The sequence below is a fragment of the Amycolatopsis sp. NBC_01488 genome (assembly GCF_036227105.1).
In the GTDB taxonomy this organism is placed as follows: Bacteria; Actinomycetota; Actinomycetes; order Mycobacteriales; family Pseudonocardiaceae; genus Amycolatopsis.
Genome location: NZ_CP109434.1, coordinates 1,567,386 through 1,588,848, shown reverse-complemented (window position 1 = coordinate 1,588,848; position 21,463 = coordinate 1,567,386). Strand labels below are relative to the sequence as shown.

Genomic DNA, 21,463 nt, shown 5'->3' with positions numbered 1-21,463 from the left:
CCCCATCACACTCCGGCGCCCTTCTGGGCAGCCCCCGGCGCGGATCCCCGCCCGGGCACCCGTCCCTCCGACGGATCTCGTACCCGTGACGTCGTTCGTTCGTTGAATCGACGGTACCGACCGCGGGTCTGCACGATAATCCGTATTTCCGCGCCGCCAGGCGGTGCGGCGCGCCGGGGAGCACCGCGCGCGCCGGTCCGAAAGGGGCCGCAGGTACGGTAGCGGTCACCGGTTCGGGGTGGAGGCGACCACGGGCCGGGTTCTTTGCACACCTACACGTAACACTGGGACTGTTGTCTGCGATGGCCAATGTGGGGGATGGACTGGATGAGCCGGTCGCCGCTGCTGTCGAGGGAGATCCCCAGGCAGTGGAGCGGCTGCTGGCTGCTATCCGTCCACTGGTAGTGCGGTATTGCCGCGCCCGGGTTGGCAGGCAGGAGCGATCGTTCGCTTCGGCGGACGACGTTGCGCAGGAGGTGTGTCTCGCGGTGCTAACGGCATTGCCCTCGTACCGCGATCAAGGCCGCCCGTTCCTGGCCTTCGTCTACGGGATCGCCCAGCACAAGGTGGCCGACGCGCACCGCGCGGCGGCGCGCAACCGTGCCGAACCGGTGGCCGAGATCCCCGACGAGGTCGAAGTCGGGGTCGGCCCCGAGCAGCGGGCGCTGCAAGGTGAGCTGAACGAGCGGATGTCCCAGTTGTTGCAGGTGCTGCCGGACAAGCAGCGGGAGATCGTGGTGCTGCGCGTGGTCGTCGGCCTGTCGGCGGAGGAGACCGCGGACGCCGTGGGGTCCACCCCCGGAGCCGTCCGCGTCGCCCAGCACCGCGCCCTCGCGAGGCTGAGAAAGGTCCTGGCCGCGGAGGAGGTGATCTGAGTGACCGGTCACGAGAAGGGTTACGAGCCCGAAGACGTCTTCGGCAGCGGGTTGTCGGCATCGGAGGCGGAGTTCGCCGCCGACCTGTCGGCCGTCCAAGCGGACGACGCGCTGCTCGACGCTCTCGGCGGGTCCGACCCGGCGCTCGCCGACGGTCTCGGCGACCAGGAGCTCAACGCGTTGCTGGTGGCGTGGCGAAGAGACATCGACAGTGAGCCGCTGGCCGAGCTGGTCGACGTCGACACCGCCGTGCGGACCGTCGCCACCGCCAATCTCGCGAAGGAACACGCTTCCAGCGGACGCCGCCGCAGGCTGCTCGTCCCGGTCGCCGTCGCCGCCGCCGTGCTGGCGATCGCGTTCACCGGCACCGGGCTGGCCGCGCGCTCCGCCCAACCCGGCGACACCCTGTGGGGCCTCGCCAAGGTCCTGTACTCCGATCACACCCGCTCGGTCGAGGCGGCCGCGAACGCGAAGCTCGACCTCGAGAAGGCCAACGTGGCCATCGCCGGCGGCAACCTCGACGCCGCCCGCCAAGCCCTCGACGCCGCGCAGGCCGCGCTGTCGCAGGTCAGCGCCGAGGACAACCGCGACCAGCTGATGGAGCAGCACCGGCAGCTCGCCGCGCAGCTGCAGAACCCGGAAGCGCCGGTCCAGGGCCCGATCCAGACCACTTCGCCGCGGGTGCCGCCCGGCGGCGCTTCGTCGTCGCAGGTGCCGCCGGCCGGCTCGGCGACGTCGATCCCGGGCAGCGGCAGCGGCACCACCAGCCTGCCGGGCACCGGCACGCCGACCCCGACGCCCCCGCCGCCGACCACCACCCCGCCGCCGCCGACCACCGAGGTGCCGCCGTCCACCACGGCCGCGAGCGGCAACGACCCCGGCACGAACACCGGACGCAGCGAGTCCACCGTCGGCGGTCAGGGCGTCAGCGGCGGCCAGTAGGACTTCCGGACAACGAAAAGCCCTGGTGAGCAACGTCACCAGGGCTTTTTCGTGGGATCAGTAGGCGCTTTCGTTGGCCGTCACGCCGTCGGCGAAGCCGCGGCAGTAGTCCCAGCTCACGTAGTCACCGGGGTTCGGGTCGTAGGCCGGCTCGTGCGGACGCATCCGCCCGTCGGCCAGCAGCTGCTCCAGGCTGGCCCGCAGCAGGTGCCAGTCGTGGTAGTGCGGTTCGTCGCACTCACCGCAGTCGACGACGATCCCGCGGACCCCGCGGGGCTCGAGGAGTGCCTGGTAGACGGCCAGATCCGAGAGATCGGCCAGCAGCTCGGTGCGTTCCTGGTCGCTGATCGGCTCGTCCAGCCGGTCCTCGTGGTCTCCGAACGCCCGGGCGGGGTCGTCCGGGTCGTCCGCGAACGGGTCTGGAGGCAATACATCATGCGCCACGGCCTGCACGGTACCGGGCGGTCCCGGCGCCTCGCCCACCGCCCGGGGCGGGGCCGCGCGGTGGATATCATGAGGGGAAGGCTCCGAGTCGCCACAGCGACACGCTCATCCCGCGCCAGGAAGGCCCTTCACCCGCTATGACCAGCGACGGCAACACCGCCCCCGTTCCGGCCAAGTTCGCCATGCTCGGCCTGACCTTCGACGACGTGCTGCTGCTGCCCGCCGAATCGGACGTCGTGCCCAGCGCGGTCGACACCAGCTCCCGGCTGACCCGGAACATCACCCTCGGCATCCCGCTGGTCTCGGCCGCGATGGACACCGTCACCGAAGCGCGGATGGCGATCGCCATGGCCCGGCAGGGCGGCATCGGCGTCCTCCAGCGCAACCTGCCGATCGACGAGCAGGCCGCCGCGGTCGAGGTCGTCAAGCGCTCGGAGGCCGGCATGGTCACCGACCCGGTCACCTGCGCGCCGGACGCCACGCTCGCCGAGGTCGACGCGCTGTGCGCGAAGTTCCGCATCTCCGGCGTGCCGGTGACCGACGCGTCCGGCGCGCTGGTGGGCATCATCACCAACCGCGACATGCGGTTCGAGGTCGACCACAGCCGCCCGGTGTCCGAGGTGATGACGAAGGCGCCGCTGGTCACCGCCCAGGTCGGCGTCTCCGCGGACGCCGCGCTCGGCCTGCTGCGCCGCCACAAGATCGAGAAGCTCCCGATCGTCGACGGCGCGGGCAAGCTGCGCGGCCTGATCACGGTCAAGGACTTCGTGAAGACCGAGCAGTACCCGAAGGCGACGAAGGACCCGGACGGCCGCCTGATCGTCGGCGCCGCGGTCGGCGTCGGCCCGGACGGCCACAAGCGCGCGATGGCGCTGGCCGACGCGGGCGTCGACGTCCTGATGGTCGACACCGCGCACGGCCACTCCCGCGCGGTCGTCGACACGGTCTCGCTGCTGAAGAAGGAGCTGGGCGACTCGGTCGACATCGTCGGCGGCAACGTCGCGACGCGGGCGGGCGCGCAGGCGCTGGTCGACGCGGGCGCGGACGGCGTCAAGGTCGGCGTCGGCCCGGGCTCGATCTGCACCACCCGGATCGTCGCGGGCGTCGGCGTCCCGCAGATCTCCGCGATCTACGAGGCCGACCAGGCGTGCCGCCCGGCGGGCGTGCCGGTGATCGGCGACGGCGGCATCCAGTACTCCGGCGACATCGCGAAGGCGATCGCGTCCGGCGCGTCCACGGTGATGCTGGGCAGCCTGCTGGCCGGCACCGCCGAGTCGCCCGGTGACCTGATCCTGGTCAACGGCAAGCAGTTCAAGGTCTACCGCGGGATGGGCTCGCTCGGCGCGATGCAGTCGCGGGGCCAGGCGAAGTCGTACTCGAAGGACCGCTACGCCCAGGACGACGTGCTGAGCGAGGACAAGCTGGTCCCCGAGGGCATCGAAGGCCGGATCCCGTTCCGCGGGCCGCTGGCCAACGTCGTGCACCAGCTCGTCGGCGGCCTGCGCTCGGGCATGGGCTACGCGGGCGCGAACACGATCGCCGAGCTGCAGGAGGCCCAGCTGGTCCGGATCACGGCGGCCGGGCTCAAGGAGAGCCACCCGCACGACATCACGATGACCGTCGAGGCTCCCAACTACACCACCCGCTAGTCCGCCCGTTCGGTCGTTCCCCGCCTGGTCATGGGCCGTGAGACTCGGCCCATGACCAGGATTGCGATCTCACGACGGACTGCGACATCCGGGGCTCCGCCCCGAGCCGGGGGCTCCGCCACCCGGAGCCCCCGAAAAGCCATGGTGGCGGCCACTACAGCAGTCGCCGCGGCGCTGCTGGGACTCGGCGGCGGGGCGGCGGCGTCGGCGGCCGGCACTCCCGCCCCGCAGGCCCAGGTGCAGTCGCCCGGCGAGCTGTGGAAGCGCACCGAGCTGTTCTTCGGCACCGGCAAGCCGGACGGCACCGAGGTGACCGACAAGGAGTTCGCCGCCTTCTCCGACCGCGAGATCACCCCGGCCTTCCCGGACGGCTTCACCCGCCTCGACGGCAACGGTCAGTGGCGCGGCGCGTCCGGCGTGATCGTGCGGGAACACACCCATCTGGTGGTGCTGCTCTACCCGTTCACCGACCGGGACGCCGAGCGGGAGATCGAAGGCCTGCGCGCCGACTACGAAAAGCAGTTCCAGCAGGAGTCGGTACTGCGTTCGGACTCGGTGGAGAAGGTCTCCTTCTGAGTTTCCGTAACCTAGCGTGCTTACGGTAATCGGCCTATCGCCTTGCGTGGCCACTTTGGTGTGCACTGAACGGCATGACGGTCAGCCGCTTCACGCGCGTGCTGCGCAAGGTGTTCTTCACGGCCGTCGCGCTCGTGTCCCTGTTCCTCGGCGGGATCGTCTGCCTGATGTGCCAGGTGCTGGCCGGCCGGGACGCGCCCACCTACCGCGTCGAGGGGCACGTCGTGTCCCACGAGCAGGGCGCGCTCCCGGTCGGCGGGGACGACGAAGCGGTCAGCCACACCATCGCCGTCGACGCCGGGAACCGGCTCTACCGCGTCACCGCCGTCGACCCCGGCCTCGACCTGCCGGCCGGGCAGCCGGTGGTGCTCGACGTCTCGACGGCGGACGGCAGCATCGCCTACCTGCGCGCCGGTGGCGGCGTGGTCGACCTGCGGCCGGGCGTGGTGCGGCCGGTGCTGCTGATCTGCGCGGCCCTGGTCGCCCTGGGCGCGATGTACTTCGGCGCGGTCCGGCTGAACGTCTACCCGCCGGTGGCGACCTGGCTGGCCCTGGCCCTGGGAGCCTTGCTGGCCCCGGTCGTGGTGTTCGTGCGGGTCTAGACCCCCGTGCGCGGGTCACCCACGCGGACTAGCGACAATGGGGCACGGCAGATTGTCGTCGTCGGAGGAGGCTTCACGTGCGGGACCTGGTCGAGATCGGGATGGGCCGCACCGCGCGGCGAGCTTATGACCTCGATGACGTCGAGATCGTGCCGTCGCGGCGGACCCGGTCGTCGTCGGTGGTGTCCACCTCCTGGCAGATCGATGCCTACCGCTTCGACCTGCCGCTCGTCACGCACCCGACCGACGCGATCGTCTCCCCCGGCACCGCGGTCGCCGTCGGTGAGCTGGGCGGCCTGGGCGTGCTCAACGCCGAGGGTCTCTGGGCGCGGCATGCGAACGTCGAGGACGCCATCTTCCAGCTGGTCCGCGCGGCCGAGGACCTCGAGGACCCGACCGCGGTCGGCCGCGTGCTGCAGGAGCTGCACGCCGCGCCGATCCGGCTGGACCTGCTGACCGAGGCGATCAAGACCGTCCGCGAGTCCGGCGTCACGGTCGCCGCGCGCGTCAGCCCGCAGCACGCCGCCGAGCTGACCCCGGACCTGATCGCGGCCGGCGTCGAGATCCTCGTCGTGCAGGGCACGATCATCTCCGCCGAGCACGTGCAACGCGACGCCGAACCGTTGAACCTCAAGGAGTTCATCGGCCGGCTCGACGTGCCGGTGATCGCCGGCGGCGTCAGCGACTACCGCACGGCGATGCACCTGATGCGTACCGGCGCCGCGGGCGTCATCGTCGGGCACGGCTACACCCCGGGCGTCACGAGCACCGACCGCGTCCTCGGCATCGGCGTCCCGATGGCCACGGCCATCATCGACGCCGCGGCCGCCCGCCGCGACTACCTCGACGAGACCGGCGGCCGCTACGTGCACGTGCTCGCCGACGGCGGCATGACGGTGTCGGGCGACATCGCGAAGGCCATCGCGTGCGGCGCGGACGCCGTCATGCTGGGCTCCCCGCTGGCCGCCGCGCAGGACGCACCCGGTCAGGGCCTGTACTGGACGGCCGCGGCCGCCCACCCGTCACTGCCGCGCTCGCGCGTGGCGGCCGGGCCGGACTACGCGGTCGACCTGAAGACCCTGCTGTTCGGGCCGTCGTCCGACGCGGAAGGCGTCGTGAACCTGTTCGGGGCGCTGCGCCGGGCAATGGCGAAGACGGGCTACTCGGACCTCAAGGAGTTCCAGCGCGTGGGGCTCACCGTCCGCCGGTGAGGTGCGCGAGGAACGCGGCGAAGGCGCCGGCGGAGTAGACGAGCACCGGGCGGGCGGCGAGGGCCGCCTGCTTGGTGTCCCGCACGCCGACCACGCCCGGACCGGTGCCGACCTCGACGCAGGCGTTCTCTTCGAAGTGGCTGTGGCTCGACTTGTGCCAACCGGTGAGCTGCTGGGGGTCCATGGTGGTCCCTCCCGGAAATCGTGTCCCGCTCAGCGGTGAATCGCCGACGTGGACATCGAGCACTTTGATGGTTACCCACAATGACGCTCTTGAAAGCCTCCAGAAGGGTGACTGGCCAGTAACTTACCTCTGGTCAGGACGCGAACCCCGGGTTACGCTCAAGGTGTGACTGCCAGTAACACCACCACCAGTGCGGGTGGCCCCGACTACGACGTCGTCGTGGTGGGGTCGGGGTTCGGCGGCAGCGTCGCGGCGCTGCGGCTCACCGAGAAGGGCTACCGCGTAGCCGTCGTCGAGGCCGGGCGCAGGTTCGCCGACGACGAGTTCGCGAAGACGTCGTGGGACCTCAAGCGCTACCTCTGGGCGCCGCAGGTCGGCTGCTACGGCATCCAGCGCATCCACATGCTCAACGACGTCATGGTGCTGGCGGGCGCGGGCGTCGGCGGCGGGTCGCTCGTCTACGCGAACACGCTGTACCGGCCGCTCAAGCCGTTCTACGCCGACAAGCAGTGGTCGCACATCACGGACTGGGAGTCCGAGCTCGCGCCGCACTACGACCAGGCGAGCCGCATGCTCGGCGTGGTCACGAACCCGACGATCACGCCATCGGACGTCGTGATGCGCGACGTCGCGAAGGACATGGGCGTCGCCGATTCCTTCCACCCGACGCCCGTCGGCGTCTACTTCGGCAAGCCCGGCGCCAAGGCGGCGGACCCGTACTTCGGCGGTGCCGGCCCCGAGCGCGTCGGTTGCACCGAATGCGGCTCGTGCATGACCGGCTGCCGCGTCGGTGCGAAGAACACGCTGGTCAAGAACTACCTCTACCTCGCCGAGCAGGACGGCGCGCACGTCATCCCGCTGACGACGGTGACGTCCGTGCGGCCGGTCGAAGGCGGTTACCAGGTCGACCTGAAGAAGACGGGGACGACGTCCAAGCGCTTCCGGACGACGATCACGGCCGAGCAGGTCGTCTTCGCCGCGGGCACCTGGGGCACGCAGAACCTGCTGCACAAGCTGAAGGACACCGGCACGCTGCCGAAGCTTTCGCGGCGGCTCGGCGAGCTGACCCGCACGAACTCCGAGGCGATCATCGGCGCGGCGCGCACCGAGGTCGACGAGAGCCGGAACTTCAGCCGCGGGGTCGCGATCACGTCGTCGATCCACCCGGACGAGAACACCCACATCGAGCCGGTCCGCTACGGCAAGGGCAGCAACGCGATGAGCCTGCTGCAGACGATCGCGACCGACGGCGCGTCGCCGGTGCCGCGCTGGCGGCAGGCGGTGAGCTTCATGGTCAAGCACCCGGTCCAGACGGCGAAGCTGCTCAACGGCTACCGCTGGAGCGAGCGCACGGTGATCCTGCTGGTGATGCAGAGCCTGGACAACTCGATCACGACGTACACGAAGCGAGGCCTGTTCGGCCGCCGCAAGTACACGTCGAAGCAGGGCCACGGCGAGCCGAACCCGAGCTTCATCCCGGCGGGCCACGAGGCCAACGAGCGCACGGCGGACCGCATCGGCGGCATCGCGGGCGGCACGTGGGGCGAGATCTTCGACATCCCGCTGACGGCGCACTTCATCGGCGGCGTCCCGATCGGCGCGTCCGCTGAGGACGGCGTCATCGACCCGTACCACCGCGTGTTCGGCTACCCGGGCCTGTCGGTGGTCGACGGCGCGGCGATCACGGCCAACCTGGGCGTCAACCCGTCCCTGACGATCACCGCCCAGGCCGAGCGGGCGTTCTCGTTCTGGCCGAACAAGGGCGAGGCGGACCAGCGGCCTTCGCAGGACGCGGCGTACGTCCGGCTGGAGGCGGTGGCACCGAAGAACCCGGCCGTCCCCGCCGACGCCCCGGCGGCCCTGCGGCGGTCCTAGGATCGGGGCCGTGACGACGGCATCCGAGAAGGCGCACGCGCTGCTCGACGGGGTACGCAAGCTCGACGACGAATGGGCGCGGGCCATCGGCAGCCTCGGCGAGCCCGAGCTGCGCGCCCCCAGTGCGCTGCCGGGCTGGTCGCGGGCGCACGTCCTGACCCACGTCGCCCGGAACGCCGACGGCCTCAAGAACCTGCTGACCTGGGCGGACACCGGGGTCGAGACGCCGATGTACGCCAGTGCCGAGGCCAGGGAAGCCGACATCGAGGCCGGGGTCCGGCGCGGGGCCGCCGACATCCTCGCGGACTTCGTCGCGTCCGCGGCGCGGTTCGAGGAGTACGCCGCCGGGCTGGCCGACGACGCCTGGGCGCGGGAAGCGCGCAATCGCCAGGGCGCGCCCGTCAGCGGAACGGTCGTCGCGCGGATGCGGCTGTCCGAGCTGACCATCCACCTCGCCGACCTCGACCGCGGTTACGACCTCGATCGAGTGCTGGGCCTGCTCGGCCCGCTCGCCGAGGACGTCGTCGAGCACGCGGTCACCACCCGGAGCGCGCACCTGCCCGCGCTCCGCCTGGTCGCCGAGGGCACCGGGGAGTGGCCGATGGGTGCCACGCCGGGCGCCACCGTCACCGGCACGAGCGGGCAGCTGCTCGCCTGGCTGAGCGGGCGCTCGGACGGCGGGGCCCTCGACGGCGACGTCCCGCGGCTGCCCGCCTGGTCGTGAACTGACCGCGACCGTTCTCCGTGTACCGATCAGGGGCGCGGAGACCCGGGTCCGGCCCTAAACTGGGCGTCCCCGGCAGCGAGGAGTCCGATGTGGACAGCGTGAGCAGGCCGGCCCGATGACCGGGCAACCCGCCGGACGGCCGCACGTCTTCGACCACATGGACAGAAGGGCGTTCCTCCGGGTCGCGGGCGTGTCAGCGGCCGGTGCCGTCGCCGCCGCGTGCGGGTCGGGCAGTCCCACGTCGCCCATCGCGTCGACGGGCGTGGCGCCCCCGGAGACGTCCGTGCCACCCTCGAGCCGGCCGCCTACTGGGCCGCCGAACTGGGACGAGCTGCGCAGCCAACTGGCCGGCGGCCTGCTGCGCCCGGGCGGCGACGGCTACGACACCGCCAAGCGCGCCTTCAACCCGCTCTTCGACAGCAACAACCCGGTCGCCGTGGCGAGCGCGAAAAGCGCCCAGGACGTGCAGACCTGCGTCCAGGCCGCCGCCGGGCGCGTGACGCTCGCCGCGCGCAGCGGCGGTCACTGCTACGCCGGCTACTCCGTCCCCGAGAGCGGGCTCGTCGTCGACGTGGCCGCGATGAACCAGGTGGACGTCCAGGGCACGCAGGCCGTGATCGGCGCCGGCGCGAAGCTGAAGGACGTCTACGCCGGACTGGCGGCGGCCGGGCGCGCGCTGCCCGCGGGCTCCTGCCCGACCGTCGGGATCGCCGGGCTGACCCTCGGCGGCGGCATCGGCGTGCTCGCCCGCAAGTACGGCCTGACCTGCGACCACCTCAGCTCCGCCCAGGTCGTCACGGCCGACGGCAAGCTCGTCACGGCGTCGGCGAGCTCCGAACCGGACCTGTTCTGGGCGCTGCGCGGCGGGGGCGGCGGCAACTTCGGGATCGTCACCGAGTTCACCTTCGACACCGATCCCGCGCCGAACCTGACGGTGTTCTCGCTGCACTTCCCGGCCGGCTCCGCGGCCGGCGTGCTCGGCGCGTGGCAGGAGTGGATCGCCGCGATGCCGCCGGAGCTGTGGGCGAACATCGTGATCTCGGGCGGCTCGCCGGTCCAGTGCCGCGTCGGCGGCTGCTACGTCGGCGCCCCCTCCGGGCTCAACACCCTGCTCAACAACCTCACCGCCAACGCCGGCGCGCGGCCGACGCAGCGCACCGTGAAGGCCCTCGACTACCTCGGCGCCATGAACTACTTCTCCGGCAGCTCGGCCCGGCAGTCGTTCGTCGCGTCGTCGCGGATCATCACGAGCCCGGTCGACCCGGCGAAGATGGTCGCGCTCGCCGACGGCCGGACGGGGATGGACCTGCTCATCGACGGCCTCGGCGGGAAGGTCGGCGAGCCGGCCAAGGACGCGACGGCGTTCTGGCACCGCGACGCGCTGGCGAGCGTCCAGATCTACGCGCCCGCGACCACGAAGACCCGGTCAGGGGTGACGCAGTCGGTGGGCGACGTCGTCGCGGGCCTCGCGGCGGCCGGCGCGGGCGGCGGGTACGTCAACTACATCGACCCGGCCCTGCCCGACTGGAAGGCCGCCTACTACGGCGACAACGCCAAGCGACTGCAGGACGTCGCGAAGAAGTACGACCCCTACAACGTCTTCCGGTTCGGGCAGAGCGTCGTCGCTTAGAGGTCGATGCCGGTGAAGACCGTGACGCGCTCCTCGGTCAGGTCGTGCATGGCCGCGAGCACGCCTTCGCGGCCGACGCCGGAGCCCTTGACGCCGCCGTAGGGCATCTGGTCGGCGCGGTAGGACGGCACGTCGCCGACGATCACGCCGCCGACCTCCAGCTCGGCCGACGCGTGGAACGCCAGCTGGACGTCGGTGGTGAAGACGCCGGCCTGCAGGCCGTACGCGGATTCGTTGACCAAGCGGAAGGCCTCGTCCACACCGTCCACAACGGACACCGCGAGCACCGGCCCGAAGATCTCTTCGGCCCAGGCCCTGGTGTCCGGCGGGACGTCGGTGAGCAGCGTCGGAGCGACGGTCGCGCCGTCGCGGGTGCCGCCGGTGAGCAGCTTCGCGCCCGCGGCGACGGCTTCGTCGACCCACGCGACGATCCGTTCGGCGGCGGCCTCGTCGACGACCGGGCCGACGTCGGTGGCGCGGTCGTACGGGTCGCCCGTCCGCTGCGCTTCGACGGCCTCCAGCAGCGCCGGGACGAACTCCTCGGCCACGGCGGCGTCGACGATCACCCGCTGCACGGCGATGCAGGACTGCCCGGCCTGGTAGTTGCCGAAGGTGGCAATGCGGTGCGCGGCGCCTTCGGGGTCGGGCCAGTCGCGCAGGACGACGGCCGCCGCGTTGCCGCCGAGTTCGAGCACGACGTGCTTGCGCGGCGCGGCGTCCTTCAGGGACCAGCCGACCGGGCCCGAGCCGGTGAACGACACCACCGGCAGCCGCGGGTCGGCGACGAGTGCCTGCGTCTGTTCGTTTCCCAGCGGCAGCACGGAAAACGCGCCTTCCGGCAGGTCGGTCTCGGCCAGGATCTCACCGAGGATCAGCGCCGACAACGGCGTCCGCGGCGCGGGCTTGACGATGATCGGCGCGCCGATCGCCAGCGACGGCGCCACCTTGTGCGCCACCAGGTTCAGCGGGAAGTTGAACGGCGCGATGCCGAGCACCGGCCCGCGCGGGACGCGGCGGGTCAGCGCCAGCCGCGCCTCGCCCGCCGGGTCGGTGTCGAGGCGCTGGACGTCGCCGGTGAACCGACGGGCCTCCTCGGCCGCGATGCGGAACACCGACACCGCGCGCTTGACCTCGGCTTCGGCCCACTTGAGCGGCTTGCCGTTCTCCGCCGTGATCACCTCGGCGATCTCTTCGGCACGCGCGGCGAGCACGCGCGAGACGTGCTCCAGCGCGCCGGCGCGGACGTGCGCGGGAGTGCTGCGCAGCTCCTTGGCGACCGACACGGCGGCGGTGACCGCGCGCTCGACCTGCTCCGGCCCCGGCACGCCGACCGTGGCGACCTCGCTGCCGTCGTACGGGTGGTGCACGACGAGGGTGGTGGCGCCCGGCTCCGGGCGGCCGGCGATCCAGGCGGGGCGCGGCTCGGGGGTGATCATGTCCATGTGTACCAACGTAATCCGGGTGGGCGTCCGGCCGGTGGAGGCCCACCCGGACGGGTCACGGCTTGATGAGCACCTTCAGCGCCTCGCGGTCGGCCATGGCGCGGTAGCCGTCCGGCACGCCCTCGATGCCGATCGTACGGTCGAAAACGCGACCGGGCTGGTACTTGCCGTCGAGGACGTCCGGCAGCAGTTCCGGGATGTAGTGCCGCGCCGGCGCGACGCCGCCGGTGACCGTGACGTTGCGGCGGAACACGCCCACGCCGATCGGGCCTTCTTCGTACTGCGGCAGGCCGACGCGGCTGACCGCGCCGCCCGCGCGCACCACCCGGACGCCCATCTCGAAGGCGCCCTTCGTGCCGACGCACTCGAGGACGGCGTGCGTGCCACGGCCGTTCGTCAGCTCGCGCACCTTCTCGACGCCCTCCTCACCGCGCTCGGCGACGACGTCGGTCGCGCCGAACTCGCGCCCGAGGTCGGTGCGGGCCTGGTGGCGGCCCATCAGGACGACGCGGTCGGCGCCGAGGCGCTTCGCCGCGAGGACAGCGGAGAGCCCGACCGCGCCGTCGCCGATCACGGTGACGTTCTGGCCCTCGCTCACGCGTGCCTTCACCGCCGCGTGGTGCCCGGTCGAGAAGACGTCCGACAGGGTCAGCAGGGACGCGAGCAGGTCGTCGTCCTCGGTGTGCGGGAGCTTGACCAGCGTGCCGTCGGCCTGCGGGACGCGCACGGCCTCGCCCTGACCGCCGTCGACGCCCTTCGCGCCCCAGCCGCCGCCGTGCAGGCAGGACGTCTGAAGGCCTTCGCGGCAGAACTCGCAGGTGTTGTCGGACCAGACGAACGGCGCGACGGCGAGGTCGCCCTTCTTGACGCCTCGGACGTCCGCGCCGGTCTCCTCGACGACGCCGAGGAACTCGTGCCCGATCCGGCGGCCGTGCTCGCGCGGGGGCATGTCGGCGTACGGCCATAGGTCGCTGCCGCAGATGCAGGACCGGACGACCCGCAGGACGACGTCGGTCGGTTCCACCAGCTTCGGGTCGGGGACGGTTTCCACCCGGACGTCGCCGGCACCGTAGATGACTGTCGCTCGCATGCAAGGGCCTTTCCCGTGGCGGATCGTGACAAACGGCGGGGGTGCGGCGGCTCCGGCGCGCCTAGATTTTCGTCCATGACCACCCGCGCCGCATCCCGCAGCCCGTTCGGGGCCCTCGCCACCGGGGCGCGCCGCCCGTACCTCACCGCCGGGGTGTTCGCGGTGACGCTGGCGTGCGGCATCGCCCAGCTGGTGCACCCGCCGCTGTACGACGCGGTCGTCCGCGACGCCGCCCGGATCGATGACGGCCAGTGGTACCGCCTGGTCACCGGGATGTTCTTCCAGGACGGCTGGGCGTTCGGCCTGGTCTCGAACCTGCTCTGGCTGGCGGTGTTCGGCACGCTCGCCGAGCGCGTGTTCGGCCGCGTTCGCTGGCTCGTCCTGTACTTCGGCTGCGGGCTCTTCGGCCAGTTCATGAGCTACGCCTGGCTCAACCCGGTCGGCGCGGGCAACTCGATGTGCGTCGTCGGCCTGATCGGCGGCCTGGCCGCGGTGGTCATGGTGGCTTCGCGCCGCTACGGCGTGGTGCTGCCGGTGCAGTTCCGCGTCCTGGCGTTCGCGGCGCCGGTGCTGGCCGTGGCCGACACGCTGGTGCACGACAACCACGGCCTCCCTTGCCTGCTGGGCAGCGCCCTCGGGTTCCTGCTGCTGCCACGGGCCCACTGACCGCGGACGGCCCGGAGTCCCGGTGGGGGTGGCTCCGGTCCGTCCGTCTCTCAGTCCGGGTAGCGGCCGCCGAGCCGCTGCCAGTGCGCGACCAGGTCGATGCGCACGGGTACCGCGAGGAGTTCGGCGAGGTCCGCTTCGGCCGCCCGAGCGGCTTCCTCGGTGCTGTCCCACTCCCGGTCTTCCGAGCCGAGCACCTCGACCCGCTGTCCGCCCGCGCCGCTGCGTGCTTCGGTTCGGGCCTCGGCGGCGGCGATCCGGTCGCACCGCAGCTCGTCGGCTCGCCCGAGGTCCGTGGCGTGCCGGGCGTCGACGACGATCCCGCCGCCCGACCGCACGCCGTAACGGACGGCGATGCGCAGGAGGTCGTTGCTGAACGCCCGTGGTCCGGCGGGCAGCCACGACAGCCGCTCCCAGTCGGGCGGCGGCTGGTCGTCGACCTGGTAGACCGGGTAACCGGGCACATCGCACCAGGTCAGGCGGGCCGGTGGGCGGAGTCGGTAGAGCATGCGCGGGTTCCCCTCGGCGGTGGCCGGCCCCGGTCGGAGGCCGCCCTCGATACCCGTTGAGTCGGCCCGGTGGTGACTCGGCGTTACAGGGGCCGGCTGCGGTGAAGGTCGCGCAGCAGGAGGACTTCGGCGCAGTGGTGGATCATCTCGCGGTGGATGTGCAGGACCAGCGTCGCCATCGGGTACTCCGCGTACGGGCCTTCCGCCGGGCCGCACGGCCGCGCGAGGGCGCCGTCGTCGAGGGCCTGCACCCCGGCGATCCACCGGGCGTAGTACTCGTCGAGCAGCGACATCGCCTCGGCGGCCGTGCCCGGGTACGGGTAGTCGTCGTAGGTCATCGGCGGGCCGCCGAAGTGCGACGCCGTCCGCATGCCGAGGACGCCGACGAGGATGTGGTTGAGCCGCCACGCGATCGTCGTGACCGGCGGGGGCGTCGGCTCCGGGAAGGCGAAGTCGATGGTGAACTCGCCCGTCCCGGGTTCGTCGTCGGACTTCCGCGGCCGGACGGTCCAGCAGCCCGCGACCGGCTCCCAGAGGTACTCGTCGTCGGTGAGGCCTTCGAGCCTCGGTCGCGTGTGCACGGTCCAGTGGAAGTCGAGCTGGTCGGTCAGTTCCTTCGTCCAGTTCACAGCCATGCCGGGCACGCTAGGCCCGATCGCGGACAGGAGCGGCCCTGAATCCCGGGTGACCCAGCCCACCTGGGACGATGGAGGCCAATCCCGCCGCTGCCAGGAGGTCGTCAGGTGCCCAACCCCACCGGTCCGGTTCTCGTCGTGGACTTCGGGGCGCAGTACGCGCAGCTGATCGCCCGGCGCGTCCGCGAGGCGCAGATCTACTCCGAGGTCGTGCCGCACAGCGCGTCCGTCGAAGAGATCCTCGCGAAGAACCCCGCGGCGATCATCCTCTCCGGCGGCCCCTCGAGCGTGTACGCCGAAGGCGCGCCGGGCATGGACCCGAAGCTCACCGAAGCCGGCGTCCCGATGTTCGGCATCTGCTACGGCCACCAGCTGCTCGCCAGCGCGCTCGGCGGCGTCGTCGAGCCGACCGGCGTCCGCGAGTTCGGCCGCACCGAGGTCCGCGTGACCGGCGACGGCGGTGTCCTGCACGCCGGCCTGCCCGCGCACCAGCCCGCCTGGATGAGCCACAACGACAGCGTCACCAAGGCCCCTGAGGGCTCGGTCGTCACGGCGTCGTCGGACGGCGCCGAGGTCGCGGGCTTCGAAGACGTCGAGCGCCGCTTCGCCGGCGTCCAGTACCACCCGGAGGTCGCGCACTCGCCGCACGGCCAGGAGGTGCTGCGCCGGTTCCTGCGCGACATCGCGGGCATCGAGCCGCAGTGGACGACGTCGTCGATCGTCGAGGAGCAGATCCAGCGGATCAGCGACCAGATCGGCGACGGCCGCGCGATCTGCGGCCTCTCCGGCGGCGTCGACTCCGCGGTCGCGGCCGCCTTGGTCCAGCGTGCCATCGGCGACCGGCTGACCTGTGTGTTCGTCGACCACGGCCTGCTGCGCGCGGGCGAGCGGACCCAGGTCGAGCAGGACTTCGTCTCCGCCACCGGGGTCAACCTCGTGACCATCGACGCGCGGGAACGCTTCCTCGACGCGCTGGCCGGCGTCACCGACCCCGAGCAGAAGCGCAAGATCATCGGCCGCGAGTTCATCCGCGTGTTCGAGCAGGCCGAGCGCGACCTGAAGGCCCAGGGCGACTACGAGTTCCTGGTCCAGGGCACGCTGTACCCGGACGTCGTCGAGTCCGGCGGCGGCGAGGGCACGGCCAACATCAAGAGCCACCACAACGTCGGCGGCCTGCCGGACGACCTGCAGTTCGAGCTGGTCGAGCCGCTGCGGCTGCTGTTCAAGGACGAGGTCCGCAAGGTCGGCACCGAGCTGGGCCTGCCCGAGACGATCGTCCAGCGCCAGCCGTTCCCCGGCCCCGGCCTGGGCATCCGCATCATCGGCGCGGTCGACGCCGAGCGCCTGGAAACCCTGCGCGCGGCCGACCTGATCGCCCGCGAGGAGCTGACGGCCGCCGGGCTGGACCGCAGCATCTGGCAGTGCCCGGTGGTGCTGCTCGCGGACGTCCGCAGCGTCGGCGTCCAGGGTGACGGCCGGACCTACGGCCACCCGGTGGTGCTGCGGCCGGTGTCGTCGGAGGACGCGATGACCGCGGACTGGACGCGCCTGCCCTACGACGTCCTGGAGCGGATCTCCACGCGCATCACCAACGAGGTCGCGGAGGTCAACCGGGTGGTGCTGGACGTGACGTCCAAGCCGCCGGGCACCATCGAGTGGGAATGAGTCCACTGTAGACAGGTCTCGAGGCCCCGGCGTGGGATCCGGGGCCTCGAGAGAGTGGTGGCGTTGCGGCTATCGGCGGCGCTTGCCGAACGACGCGCCGAGGAGCAGCAGCCCCACGAACACCGCGCCGCCGGCGATCACCCAGCGGAAGTCGAACTGCGGCAGCCAGCTCGCGCCGTCCGAAAGGACGTAGGCGGACACGAGCAGCGTCGCGACGCCGACGATCAGGGTGAAGACGTCCACGCCGCGCTTCGCGGGCGGGGCCTCGGCCGGGTTGTCGTAGGCGTAGGGGTTCTGGTCAGCCACGGCGCACCGCCACGTTGCCCACGCTGTTCTTGACGTGCAGGGTGATCTTCTGGCCGCCGGGACCGTCGGTGCCGTAGTCCGTCCCGGTCAGCGCGTCCTGGCTGATGCCGTCGGCGGAGCGGTCGAAGCACGACGTCGTGCCGGCGCCGGTGTGGCAGTCGTAGGTGACGTCCGCCGTGTCCGGCACGGTGACCGTGGTGTCGCCGGCGCCGTTGACCACGTCGGTGGTGATCGGTGCGCCGGCCGGCAGCTGCGTGAGGTCGAGGTCGATGTTGCCCGCCGCGTGCTGGTAGAGCGGCTTGAGGTCGGTCACCGCGTGCGGCGTCACCGTGAGGTCGCCCGCGCCGCCGCGGAAGTCGAAGTTCTGGAACGGCACGGTCGTCAGGACCATCCCGGCGATCGCGAGCGGCACGGCGAGCCCGATCAGGCCGCGCCCGCCGCGGACGAACGCGCCGGTGACCAGGCCGATCCCGACCACGCCGAGCACCAGGCCGATGATGTGCTGCGCGGAGAACCACGGGGCGCCGTTGAGGTTCGCCAGCACGCCACCACCCGCGGTGACCACGGCGAGCGCGAAGGTCGCCGAGCCCACCTTCGACCGCCGGCGCGGCGCGGGCCGCTGGTACGTCGGCGGCGTGGGCGGAGGCGGCGGCGAGGACGGCGCCTCGGGCAGGTCCCAGCCCGCCGGGTCGGCGGCGAGCGGGTCCCACCCCGGCTTCGCCTCCGCGTCGGCGGTCGCGGTCTCGGTCATGGTGAAGGCTCCGTTTCCGGTGAAGGCCTGAGTCCGCGGCGTGACCGGCGCGGGCCGGTTCTCCTGGCCGCGGCTGCGGTGCAGCAGGTAGAGCGCGATGGCGATGAGCGCGAAGCTGATGAGGGCCCCGCCGTCGAACCAGGAGCCGCTGAAGCTGCCCCCGACGCTGACGACGGTGAGGACGCAGAGCACGACGGCGAACGCGGGCGACACGGACGACCGGCCGCGTCCGATCAGCGACTCGAAGCCGGAGACCTCGTCGCTCTCGCCGGGCAGGAACAGCCACCCCAGCAGGTAGAAGGGGACGCCGAAGCCGCCGAAGATCGTCGCGACCACGAGGGCCACCCGCACGACGACCGGATCGATCCCGTACCGGTACCCGATGGCGGCGGCCACGCCGGCCACCTTCCGCCCGGCGTGCGGCCGCCTCGGCCGGCTCACCCAGAAGTCCTTCACGGTCTCCTCGAAGCCGTTCAACGGACTCGGCTTCGGTGCCCGTGTCTCACTCGCACCACTCATACCGAAGAGCATGCGGCACGGCAGATCGGCGGACATCCGGGATGGTCCCTGAGGTTTCCCGGAGGCGGGTTCCGGCCGGTTCCCCGGCCCTGATCGGGCGTTCCGGGATTTTCCCCGATGCACCCACGCACGACCGCGTGTGACCATGGACCCCGTGCAGGAAGCCCTCGACCACGTAACGCCCGACCAGGTGACCGTCCCGGAGAAGCCCAAGATGTTCCGGCGCCGGTCCGGTCGGGCGATCGCCGGGGTCGCCGGGGGGCTCGCCGACCACCTCGGGGTGCCCGTCGTCTGGGTGCGGACGGCCTTCGCGCTGCTCGCCGCCCTGAACGGCGCGGGCCTGCTCGCCTACGGGCTCCTCTGGGTCTTCGTCCAGCAGCAGACCGAAGAAACCGCGAAAGCGCCCACGTCGAAGGAGCGCCAGCAGGCGTTCGGCCTGATCGCGCTCGGGGTGGGCCTCGCCATCGCCAGCGGGACGCTCACCGGGTTCATCAGCGGCTGGGTCGCCGTGCCGCTCGCCGTCGCGATGATCGGTCTCGCCGTCGTCTGGCGCGAGGCCGACGAGTCGCAGCGCCGCCGCTGGCGTGTCGGTGCGAAGGACGGCTTCGCCGGGGCGTTCCTCGGCGGGGGCGGCTGGTCGGCCGCGATCCGGATCGTCGCCGGCGTCGCGCTGGTGATCACCGGGATCACCGTCGTCGTGCTGCGCAGCGGCACGCTCGACCAGGTCCAGTTCGCCCTGATCGCCGTCGTCGCGACCCTCATCGGGGTCGCCGTGCTGACCGTGCCGTTCTGGCTGCGGCTGGTCCGGGACCTGTCCGACGAGCGCAAGGCCCGCATCCGCACCGACGAACGCGCCGAGATCGCCGCGCACCTGCACGACTCCGTCCTGCAGACGCTCGCGCTGATCCAGAAGCAGAGCGAACAGCCCCGCGAGGTCGCGCGGCTGGCCCGCAGCCAGGAACGCGAGCTGCGCGGCTGGCTCTACGGCCCGAACGGCTACGGCAAGCCCGTCGAGAGCCCCGAAGAAGCGACGGGCCAGCTGTCCGAAGCGCTCGCGACGGCGTGCGGCGAGGTCGAGGACACGTTCGCGATCTCCGTCGGCCAGGTCGTCGTCGGCGACGCCGAGCTGGACGACTCACTGGTCGCGCTGGTCCAAGCCGCGCGCGAGGCGATCGTCAACGCCGCCAAGCACGCGGGCGTCGAGGAGGTCAGCGTCTTCGCCGAAGTCGAGCCGACGTCGGTGACGGTGTTCGTCCGCGACCGCGGCAAGGGCTTCGACCCCGACCTCGTCCCGGACGACCGCCACGGGCTCGCCGACTCCATCCGCGGCCGGATGACCCGGCACGGCGGCACGTGCAAGGTGCGCACCGCGCCGGGGGAGGGCACCGAGGTGCAGCTCGCCATGCCGGTGAAAGCGGGCAAGGGGGCAGCGTGAGGCGGCTATGCTCGACGACGTGACTGACACCCAGCGCGAACCGGTGAAGGTGTTCCTCGTCGACGACCACGCGCTGTTCCGCGCCGGGGTCCGCACCGAACTCGATTCGATCACCGACGAGGTCCGGGTGGTCGGCGAAGCCGGTTCGGTCGCCGAAGCGGTGGCCGGGATCGCCCGGACGAAGCCCCAGGTGGTGCTGCTCGACGTCCACATGCCCGACGGCGGCGGCGCCGAGGTGCTGCGCCGCGTCCGCCCCGAGCTGCCGGACGTGGTGTTCCTGGCCCTGTCGGTGTCCGACGCGGCGGAGGACGTCATCGCGGTCATCCGCGCGGGCGCCCGCGGGTACGTCACGAAGACGATCTCGTCGAAGGAGCTGGTCCGCGCGGTGGTCCGCGTCTCGGACGGCGACGCGGTGTTCTCGCCGCGGCTGGCGGGGTTCGTGCTGGACGCGTTCGCCGACCGGCCGGGCTCGGCGCCGATCAACGACCCGGAGCTGGACCTGCTGACCCCGCGCGAGCGCGACGTCCTGCGGTTGCTGGCGCGCGGGTACGCGTACAAGGAGATCGCGTCGGAGCTGTTCATCTCGGTGAAGACCGTCGAGACGCACGTGTCGAGCGTCCTGCGGAAGACCCAGCTCTCGAACCGCTACGAGCTTTCCCGCTGGGCTTCCGACCGCCGTCTCGTCTGACGGCTTCAGTCCGCCAGAGGAGCGAGAGGCCGGGGCGTCCGCCCGGCGGTGTCGTCACCAAGCCCATCCGCTTGGTCACCGGGCTCCTCCAGGGCCCCTCGCTCCGGCTTATGGAGGCGGGTCAGCGCGACCCCGCCGAGGACGACCACCATGCCCGCGATCACCCGCAGGTTCAGCTGCTCGCCCAGGAACACCGCGCCCAGCAGCACCGAGACCACCGGCAGCAGGTACCCGACCACCGACGCCGCGACCGCGCCCTCGCTCGCCAGGAGCTGGTAGTTCAGCGCGAACGCGATGCCCGTCGAACCGATGCCCAGCACCAGGACGGCCAGCAGCGGCCCGGTCGACACGTGCACCGGCGTGAGCCCGCCCGCCGGCAGCACGAGGACCAGCATCCCGCTGGCCAGCAGCATCTGGCCGGCCGAGATCGCGTACGGCGAAGACGTCGGGGACGACAGGTACTTGCCCTCGTAGACGAACGCGAAGCCGTAGCTCGCCGCCGCTGCGAGGCAGGCCAGCGCGCCCCAGCTCAGCAGGCCCGACGCCTGCCACGGCGCGAAGATCAGCAGGATCCCGCCGAGGCCCACCAGAAGCCCGGCCAGCCGGGTGCCGGTCATCCGGGACGACGTCCCCATCAGCGGCGCCGCCAGCAGGACCCACAGCGGGGTCGTCGAGTTCAGGACCCCGGTGATCCCGGAGTCGACCGTCGTCTCGCCGATCGCGAACAGCAGGAACGGCAGCGCGTTGTGGAAGAACGCCGCGACGGCGAGGTGGCCCCACGTCCGCCGGTCGCGGGGCAGGCGGGCGCCCTGCAGCTTGCACAGCACCAAGAGCATGGCCGCGCCGAGCACGAGCCGTGCCAGCACCAGCTGCACCGGCGAGAACATCCCCAGTCCCAGCTTGATCCAGAAGAAACTGGACCCCCACATCAACGCCAGTGCGCCGATCCTCAGCAGGGTCTTCGACTCGCCCACCCCAGTCCTCCTTCGCCGATCATGCGCCAGCTTCGCCCGGGAAAGACGTAAGGACAAGCGAAATTAAC

The 21,463-nt window shown here is 72.0% G+C and carries 22 protein-coding genes; 13 read left to right on the top strand and 9 right to left on the bottom strand.

The genetic code is table 11. The features are described from left to right. The first annotated feature begins 302 nt into the window (after positions 1–302). A complete protein-coding gene (locus tag OG738_RS07445; protein WP_043786628.1) occupies positions 303–875 on the top strand; it encodes a sigma-70 family RNA polymerase sigma factor in 573 nt (190 codons plus the stop codon). Continuing rightward, entirely contained in the window at positions 876–1,817 is a 942-nt protein-coding gene (locus tag OG738_RS07440) for an anti-sigma-D factor RsdA (protein WP_329052362.1), read from the top strand. Positions 1,818–1,874: 57 nt separating this feature from the next. Here OG738_RS07440 and OG738_RS07435 read toward each other — a convergent pair whose 3' ends face one another. Then, positions 1,875–2,270: a DUF5319 domain-containing protein gene (locus OG738_RS07435; protein WP_329052361.1), complete on the bottom strand. Its 396-nt coding sequence runs from the start codon at positions 2,268–2,270 to the stop codon at positions 1,875–1,877. Positions 2,271–2,398: 128 nt separating this feature from the next. On the opposite strand from OG738_RS07435, the gene guaB reads away from it, so the two are divergent. The 4 genes from guaB (at position 2,399) to OG738_RS07415 (ending at position 6,299) form a co-directional block, all read left to right on the top strand. Beyond that, positions 2,399–3,910, top strand: a complete 1,512-nt coding sequence (guaB, locus tag OG738_RS07430; protein WP_329052360.1) for an IMP dehydrogenase — start codon at positions 2,399–2,401, stop codon at positions 3,908–3,910. Positions 3,911–4,051: 141 nt separating this feature from the next. Next, positions 4,052–4,486: a DUF3574 domain-containing protein gene (locus OG738_RS07425; RefSeq protein WP_329052359.1), complete on the top strand. Its 435-nt coding sequence runs from the start codon at positions 4,052–4,054 to the stop codon at positions 4,484–4,486. Positions 4,487–4,560: 74 nt separating this feature from the next. Continuing rightward, positions 4,561–5,088 (top strand): hypothetical protein, encoded by a 528-nt coding sequence (locus OG738_RS07420; protein WP_329052358.1) that lies wholly within the window; start codon positions 4,561–4,563, stop codon positions 5,086–5,088. Positions 5,089–5,165: 77 nt separating this feature from the next. Continuing rightward, a complete protein-coding gene (locus OG738_RS07415) occupies positions 5,166–6,299 on the top strand; it encodes a GuaB3 family IMP dehydrogenase-related protein (protein ID WP_329052357.1) in 1,134 nt (377 codons plus the stop codon). Here OG738_RS07415 and OG738_RS07410 read toward each other — a convergent pair. Continuing rightward, entirely contained in the window at positions 6,283–6,483 is a 201-nt protein-coding gene (locus tag OG738_RS07410; RefSeq protein WP_329052356.1) for a DUF397 domain-containing protein, read from the bottom strand. The genes OG738_RS07415 and OG738_RS07410 overlap by 17 nt on opposite strands. A 165-nt stretch (positions 6,484–6,648) precedes the next feature. Here OG738_RS07410 and OG738_RS07405 point away from each other — a divergent pair, with 165 nt between their 5' ends. From OG738_RS07405 to OG738_RS07395, 3 genes are all read left to right on the top strand, one after another. Further along, positions 6,649–8,358, top strand: a complete 1,710-nt coding sequence (locus OG738_RS07405; RefSeq protein WP_329052354.1) for a GMC family oxidoreductase — start codon at positions 6,649–6,651, stop codon at positions 8,356–8,358. A 10-nt stretch (positions 8,359–8,368) separates the two neighbouring features. Then, complete coding sequence (locus OG738_RS07400) at positions 8,369–9,082, top strand: maleylpyruvate isomerase N-terminal domain-containing protein (RefSeq protein ID WP_329052352.1); 714 nt, start codon at positions 8,369–8,371, stop codon at positions 9,080–9,082. 118 nt (positions 9,083–9,200) lie between these two features. Further along, a complete protein-coding gene (locus OG738_RS07395) occupies positions 9,201–10,715 on the top strand; it encodes an FAD-binding oxidoreductase (RefSeq protein ID WP_329052350.1) in 1,515 nt (504 codons plus the stop codon). Here OG738_RS07395 and OG738_RS07390 read toward each other — a convergent pair. Both OG738_RS07390 and OG738_RS07385 read right to left on the bottom strand, forming a co-directional pair. Further along, positions 10,712–12,157, bottom strand: coding sequence for an aldehyde dehydrogenase family protein (locus OG738_RS07390; RefSeq protein ID WP_329052348.1), 1,446 nt, complete (start codon positions 12,155–12,157; stop codon positions 10,712–10,714). The two genes, OG738_RS07395 and OG738_RS07390, sit on opposite strands and share 4 nt — an antisense overlap. Before the next feature lie 55 nt (positions 12,158–12,212). Then, positions 12,213–13,247: a zinc-dependent alcohol dehydrogenase family protein gene (locus OG738_RS07385; RefSeq protein WP_329052346.1), complete on the bottom strand. Its 1,035-nt coding sequence runs from the start codon at positions 13,245–13,247 to the stop codon at positions 12,213–12,215. A 75-nt stretch (positions 13,248–13,322) separates the two neighbouring features. Between OG738_RS07385 and OG738_RS07380 the strand changes: the two genes are divergently transcribed. Then, the gene (locus OG738_RS07380) at positions 13,323–13,913 is read left to right on the top strand and encodes a rhomboid family intramembrane serine protease (protein WP_329052343.1); all 591 of its coding nucleotides are present in this window, start codon (positions 13,323–13,325) and stop codon (positions 13,911–13,913) included. 50 nt (positions 13,914–13,963) lie between these two features. On the opposite strand, the gene OG738_RS07375 is transcribed toward OG738_RS07380, so the two are convergent. Then, positions 13,964–14,422, bottom strand: coding sequence for a hypothetical protein (locus OG738_RS07375; protein WP_329052341.1), 459 nt, complete (start codon positions 14,420–14,422; stop codon positions 13,964–13,966). A gap of 83 nt (positions 14,423–14,505) precedes the next feature. Further along, entirely contained in the window at positions 14,506–15,057 is a 552-nt protein-coding gene (locus OG738_RS07370) for a DinB family protein (protein ID WP_329052338.1), read from the bottom strand. A gap of 108 nt (positions 15,058–15,165) precedes the next feature. Between OG738_RS07370 and guaA the strand changes: the two genes are divergently transcribed. Beyond that, entirely contained in the window at positions 15,166–16,722 is a 1,557-nt protein-coding gene (gene guaA / locus OG738_RS07365) for a glutamine-hydrolyzing GMP synthase (RefSeq protein WP_329052336.1), read from the top strand. Positions 16,723–16,791: 69 nt separating this feature from the next. Here the strand turns inward: guaA and OG738_RS07360 are convergent, their stop codons facing one another. Then, positions 16,792–17,028, bottom strand: a complete 237-nt coding sequence (locus tag OG738_RS07360) for a hypothetical protein (RefSeq protein WP_329052335.1) — start codon at positions 17,026–17,028, stop codon at positions 16,792–16,794. Then, a complete protein-coding gene (locus OG738_RS07355) occupies positions 17,021–18,298 on the bottom strand; it encodes a PspC domain-containing protein (RefSeq protein ID WP_329052334.1) in 1,278 nt (425 codons plus the stop codon). Before OG738_RS07355 ends, OG738_RS07360 begins: the two co-directional genes overlap by 8 nt. A gap of 139 nt (positions 18,299–18,437) precedes the next feature. Between OG738_RS07355 and OG738_RS07350 the strand changes: the two genes are divergently transcribed. Together OG738_RS07350 and OG738_RS07345 are read left to right on the top strand one after the other, a co-directional pair. Beyond that, positions 18,438–19,733 (top strand): PspC domain-containing protein, encoded by a 1,296-nt coding sequence (locus OG738_RS07350; protein ID WP_442875871.1) that lies wholly within the window; start codon positions 18,438–18,440, stop codon positions 19,731–19,733. Positions 19,734–19,740: 7 nt separating this feature from the next. Next, positions 19,741–20,421 carry a response regulator gene (locus tag OG738_RS07345; RefSeq protein WP_086672798.1) on the top strand — a complete coding sequence of 227 codons (681 nt, stop codon included), beginning with the start codon at positions 19,741–19,743 and terminating at the stop codon, positions 20,419–20,421. A gap of 5 nt (positions 20,422–20,426) precedes the next feature. Here the strand turns inward: OG738_RS07345 and OG738_RS07340 are convergent, their stop codons facing one another. Continuing rightward, positions 20,427–21,395 (bottom strand): DMT family transporter, encoded by a 969-nt coding sequence (locus OG738_RS07340; RefSeq protein WP_329052329.1) that lies wholly within the window; start codon positions 21,393–21,395, stop codon positions 20,427–20,429. Between the last annotated feature and the right edge of the window lie 68 nt (positions 21,396–21,463).

Coding starts and splice junctions, on each gene's coding strand:
- OG738_RS07390 (WP_329052348.1), bottom strand. CDS start 12,157: ATGGACATGATCACCCCCGAGCCGCGCCCCGCCTGGATCGCCGGCCGC.
- OG738_RS07395 (WP_329052350.1), top strand. CDS start 9,201: ATGACCGGGCAACCCGCCGGACGGCCGCACGTCTTCGACCACATGGAC.
- OG738_RS07425 (WP_329052359.1), top strand. CDS start 4,052: ATGGTGGCGGCCACTACAGCAGTCGCCGCGGCGCTGCTGGGACTCGGC.
- OG738_RS07355 (WP_329052334.1), bottom strand. CDS start 18,298: ATGAGTGGTGCGAGTGAGACACGGGCACCGAAGCCGAGTCCGTTGAAC.
- guaB (WP_329052360.1), top strand. CDS start 2,399: ATGACCAGCGACGGCAACACCGCCCCCGTTCCGGCCAAGTTCGCCATG.
- OG738_RS07375 (WP_329052341.1), bottom strand. CDS start 14,422: ATGCTCTACCGACTCCGCCCACCGGCCCGCCTGACCTGGTGCGATGTG.
- OG738_RS07445 (WP_043786628.1), top strand. CDS start 303: ATGGCCAATGTGGGGGATGGACTGGATGAGCCGGTCGCCGCTGCTGTC.
- OG738_RS07420 (WP_329052358.1), top strand. CDS start 4,561: ATGACGGTCAGCCGCTTCACGCGCGTGCTGCGCAAGGTGTTCTTCACG.
- OG738_RS07410 (WP_329052356.1), bottom strand. CDS start 6,483: ATGGACCCCCAGCAGCTCACCGGTTGGCACAAGTCGAGCCACAGCCAC.
- OG738_RS07370 (WP_329052338.1), bottom strand. CDS start 15,057: ATGGCTGTGAACTGGACGAAGGAACTGACCGACCAGCTCGACTTCCAC.
- OG738_RS07380 (WP_329052343.1), top strand. CDS start 13,323: ATGACCACCCGCGCCGCATCCCGCAGCCCGTTCGGGGCCCTCGCCACC.
- OG738_RS07345 (WP_086672798.1), top strand. CDS start 19,741: ATGCTCGACGACGTGACTGACACCCAGCGCGAACCGGTGAAGGTGTTC.
- OG738_RS07385 (WP_329052346.1), bottom strand. CDS start 13,247: ATGCGAGCGACAGTCATCTACGGTGCCGGCGACGTCCGGGTGGAAACC.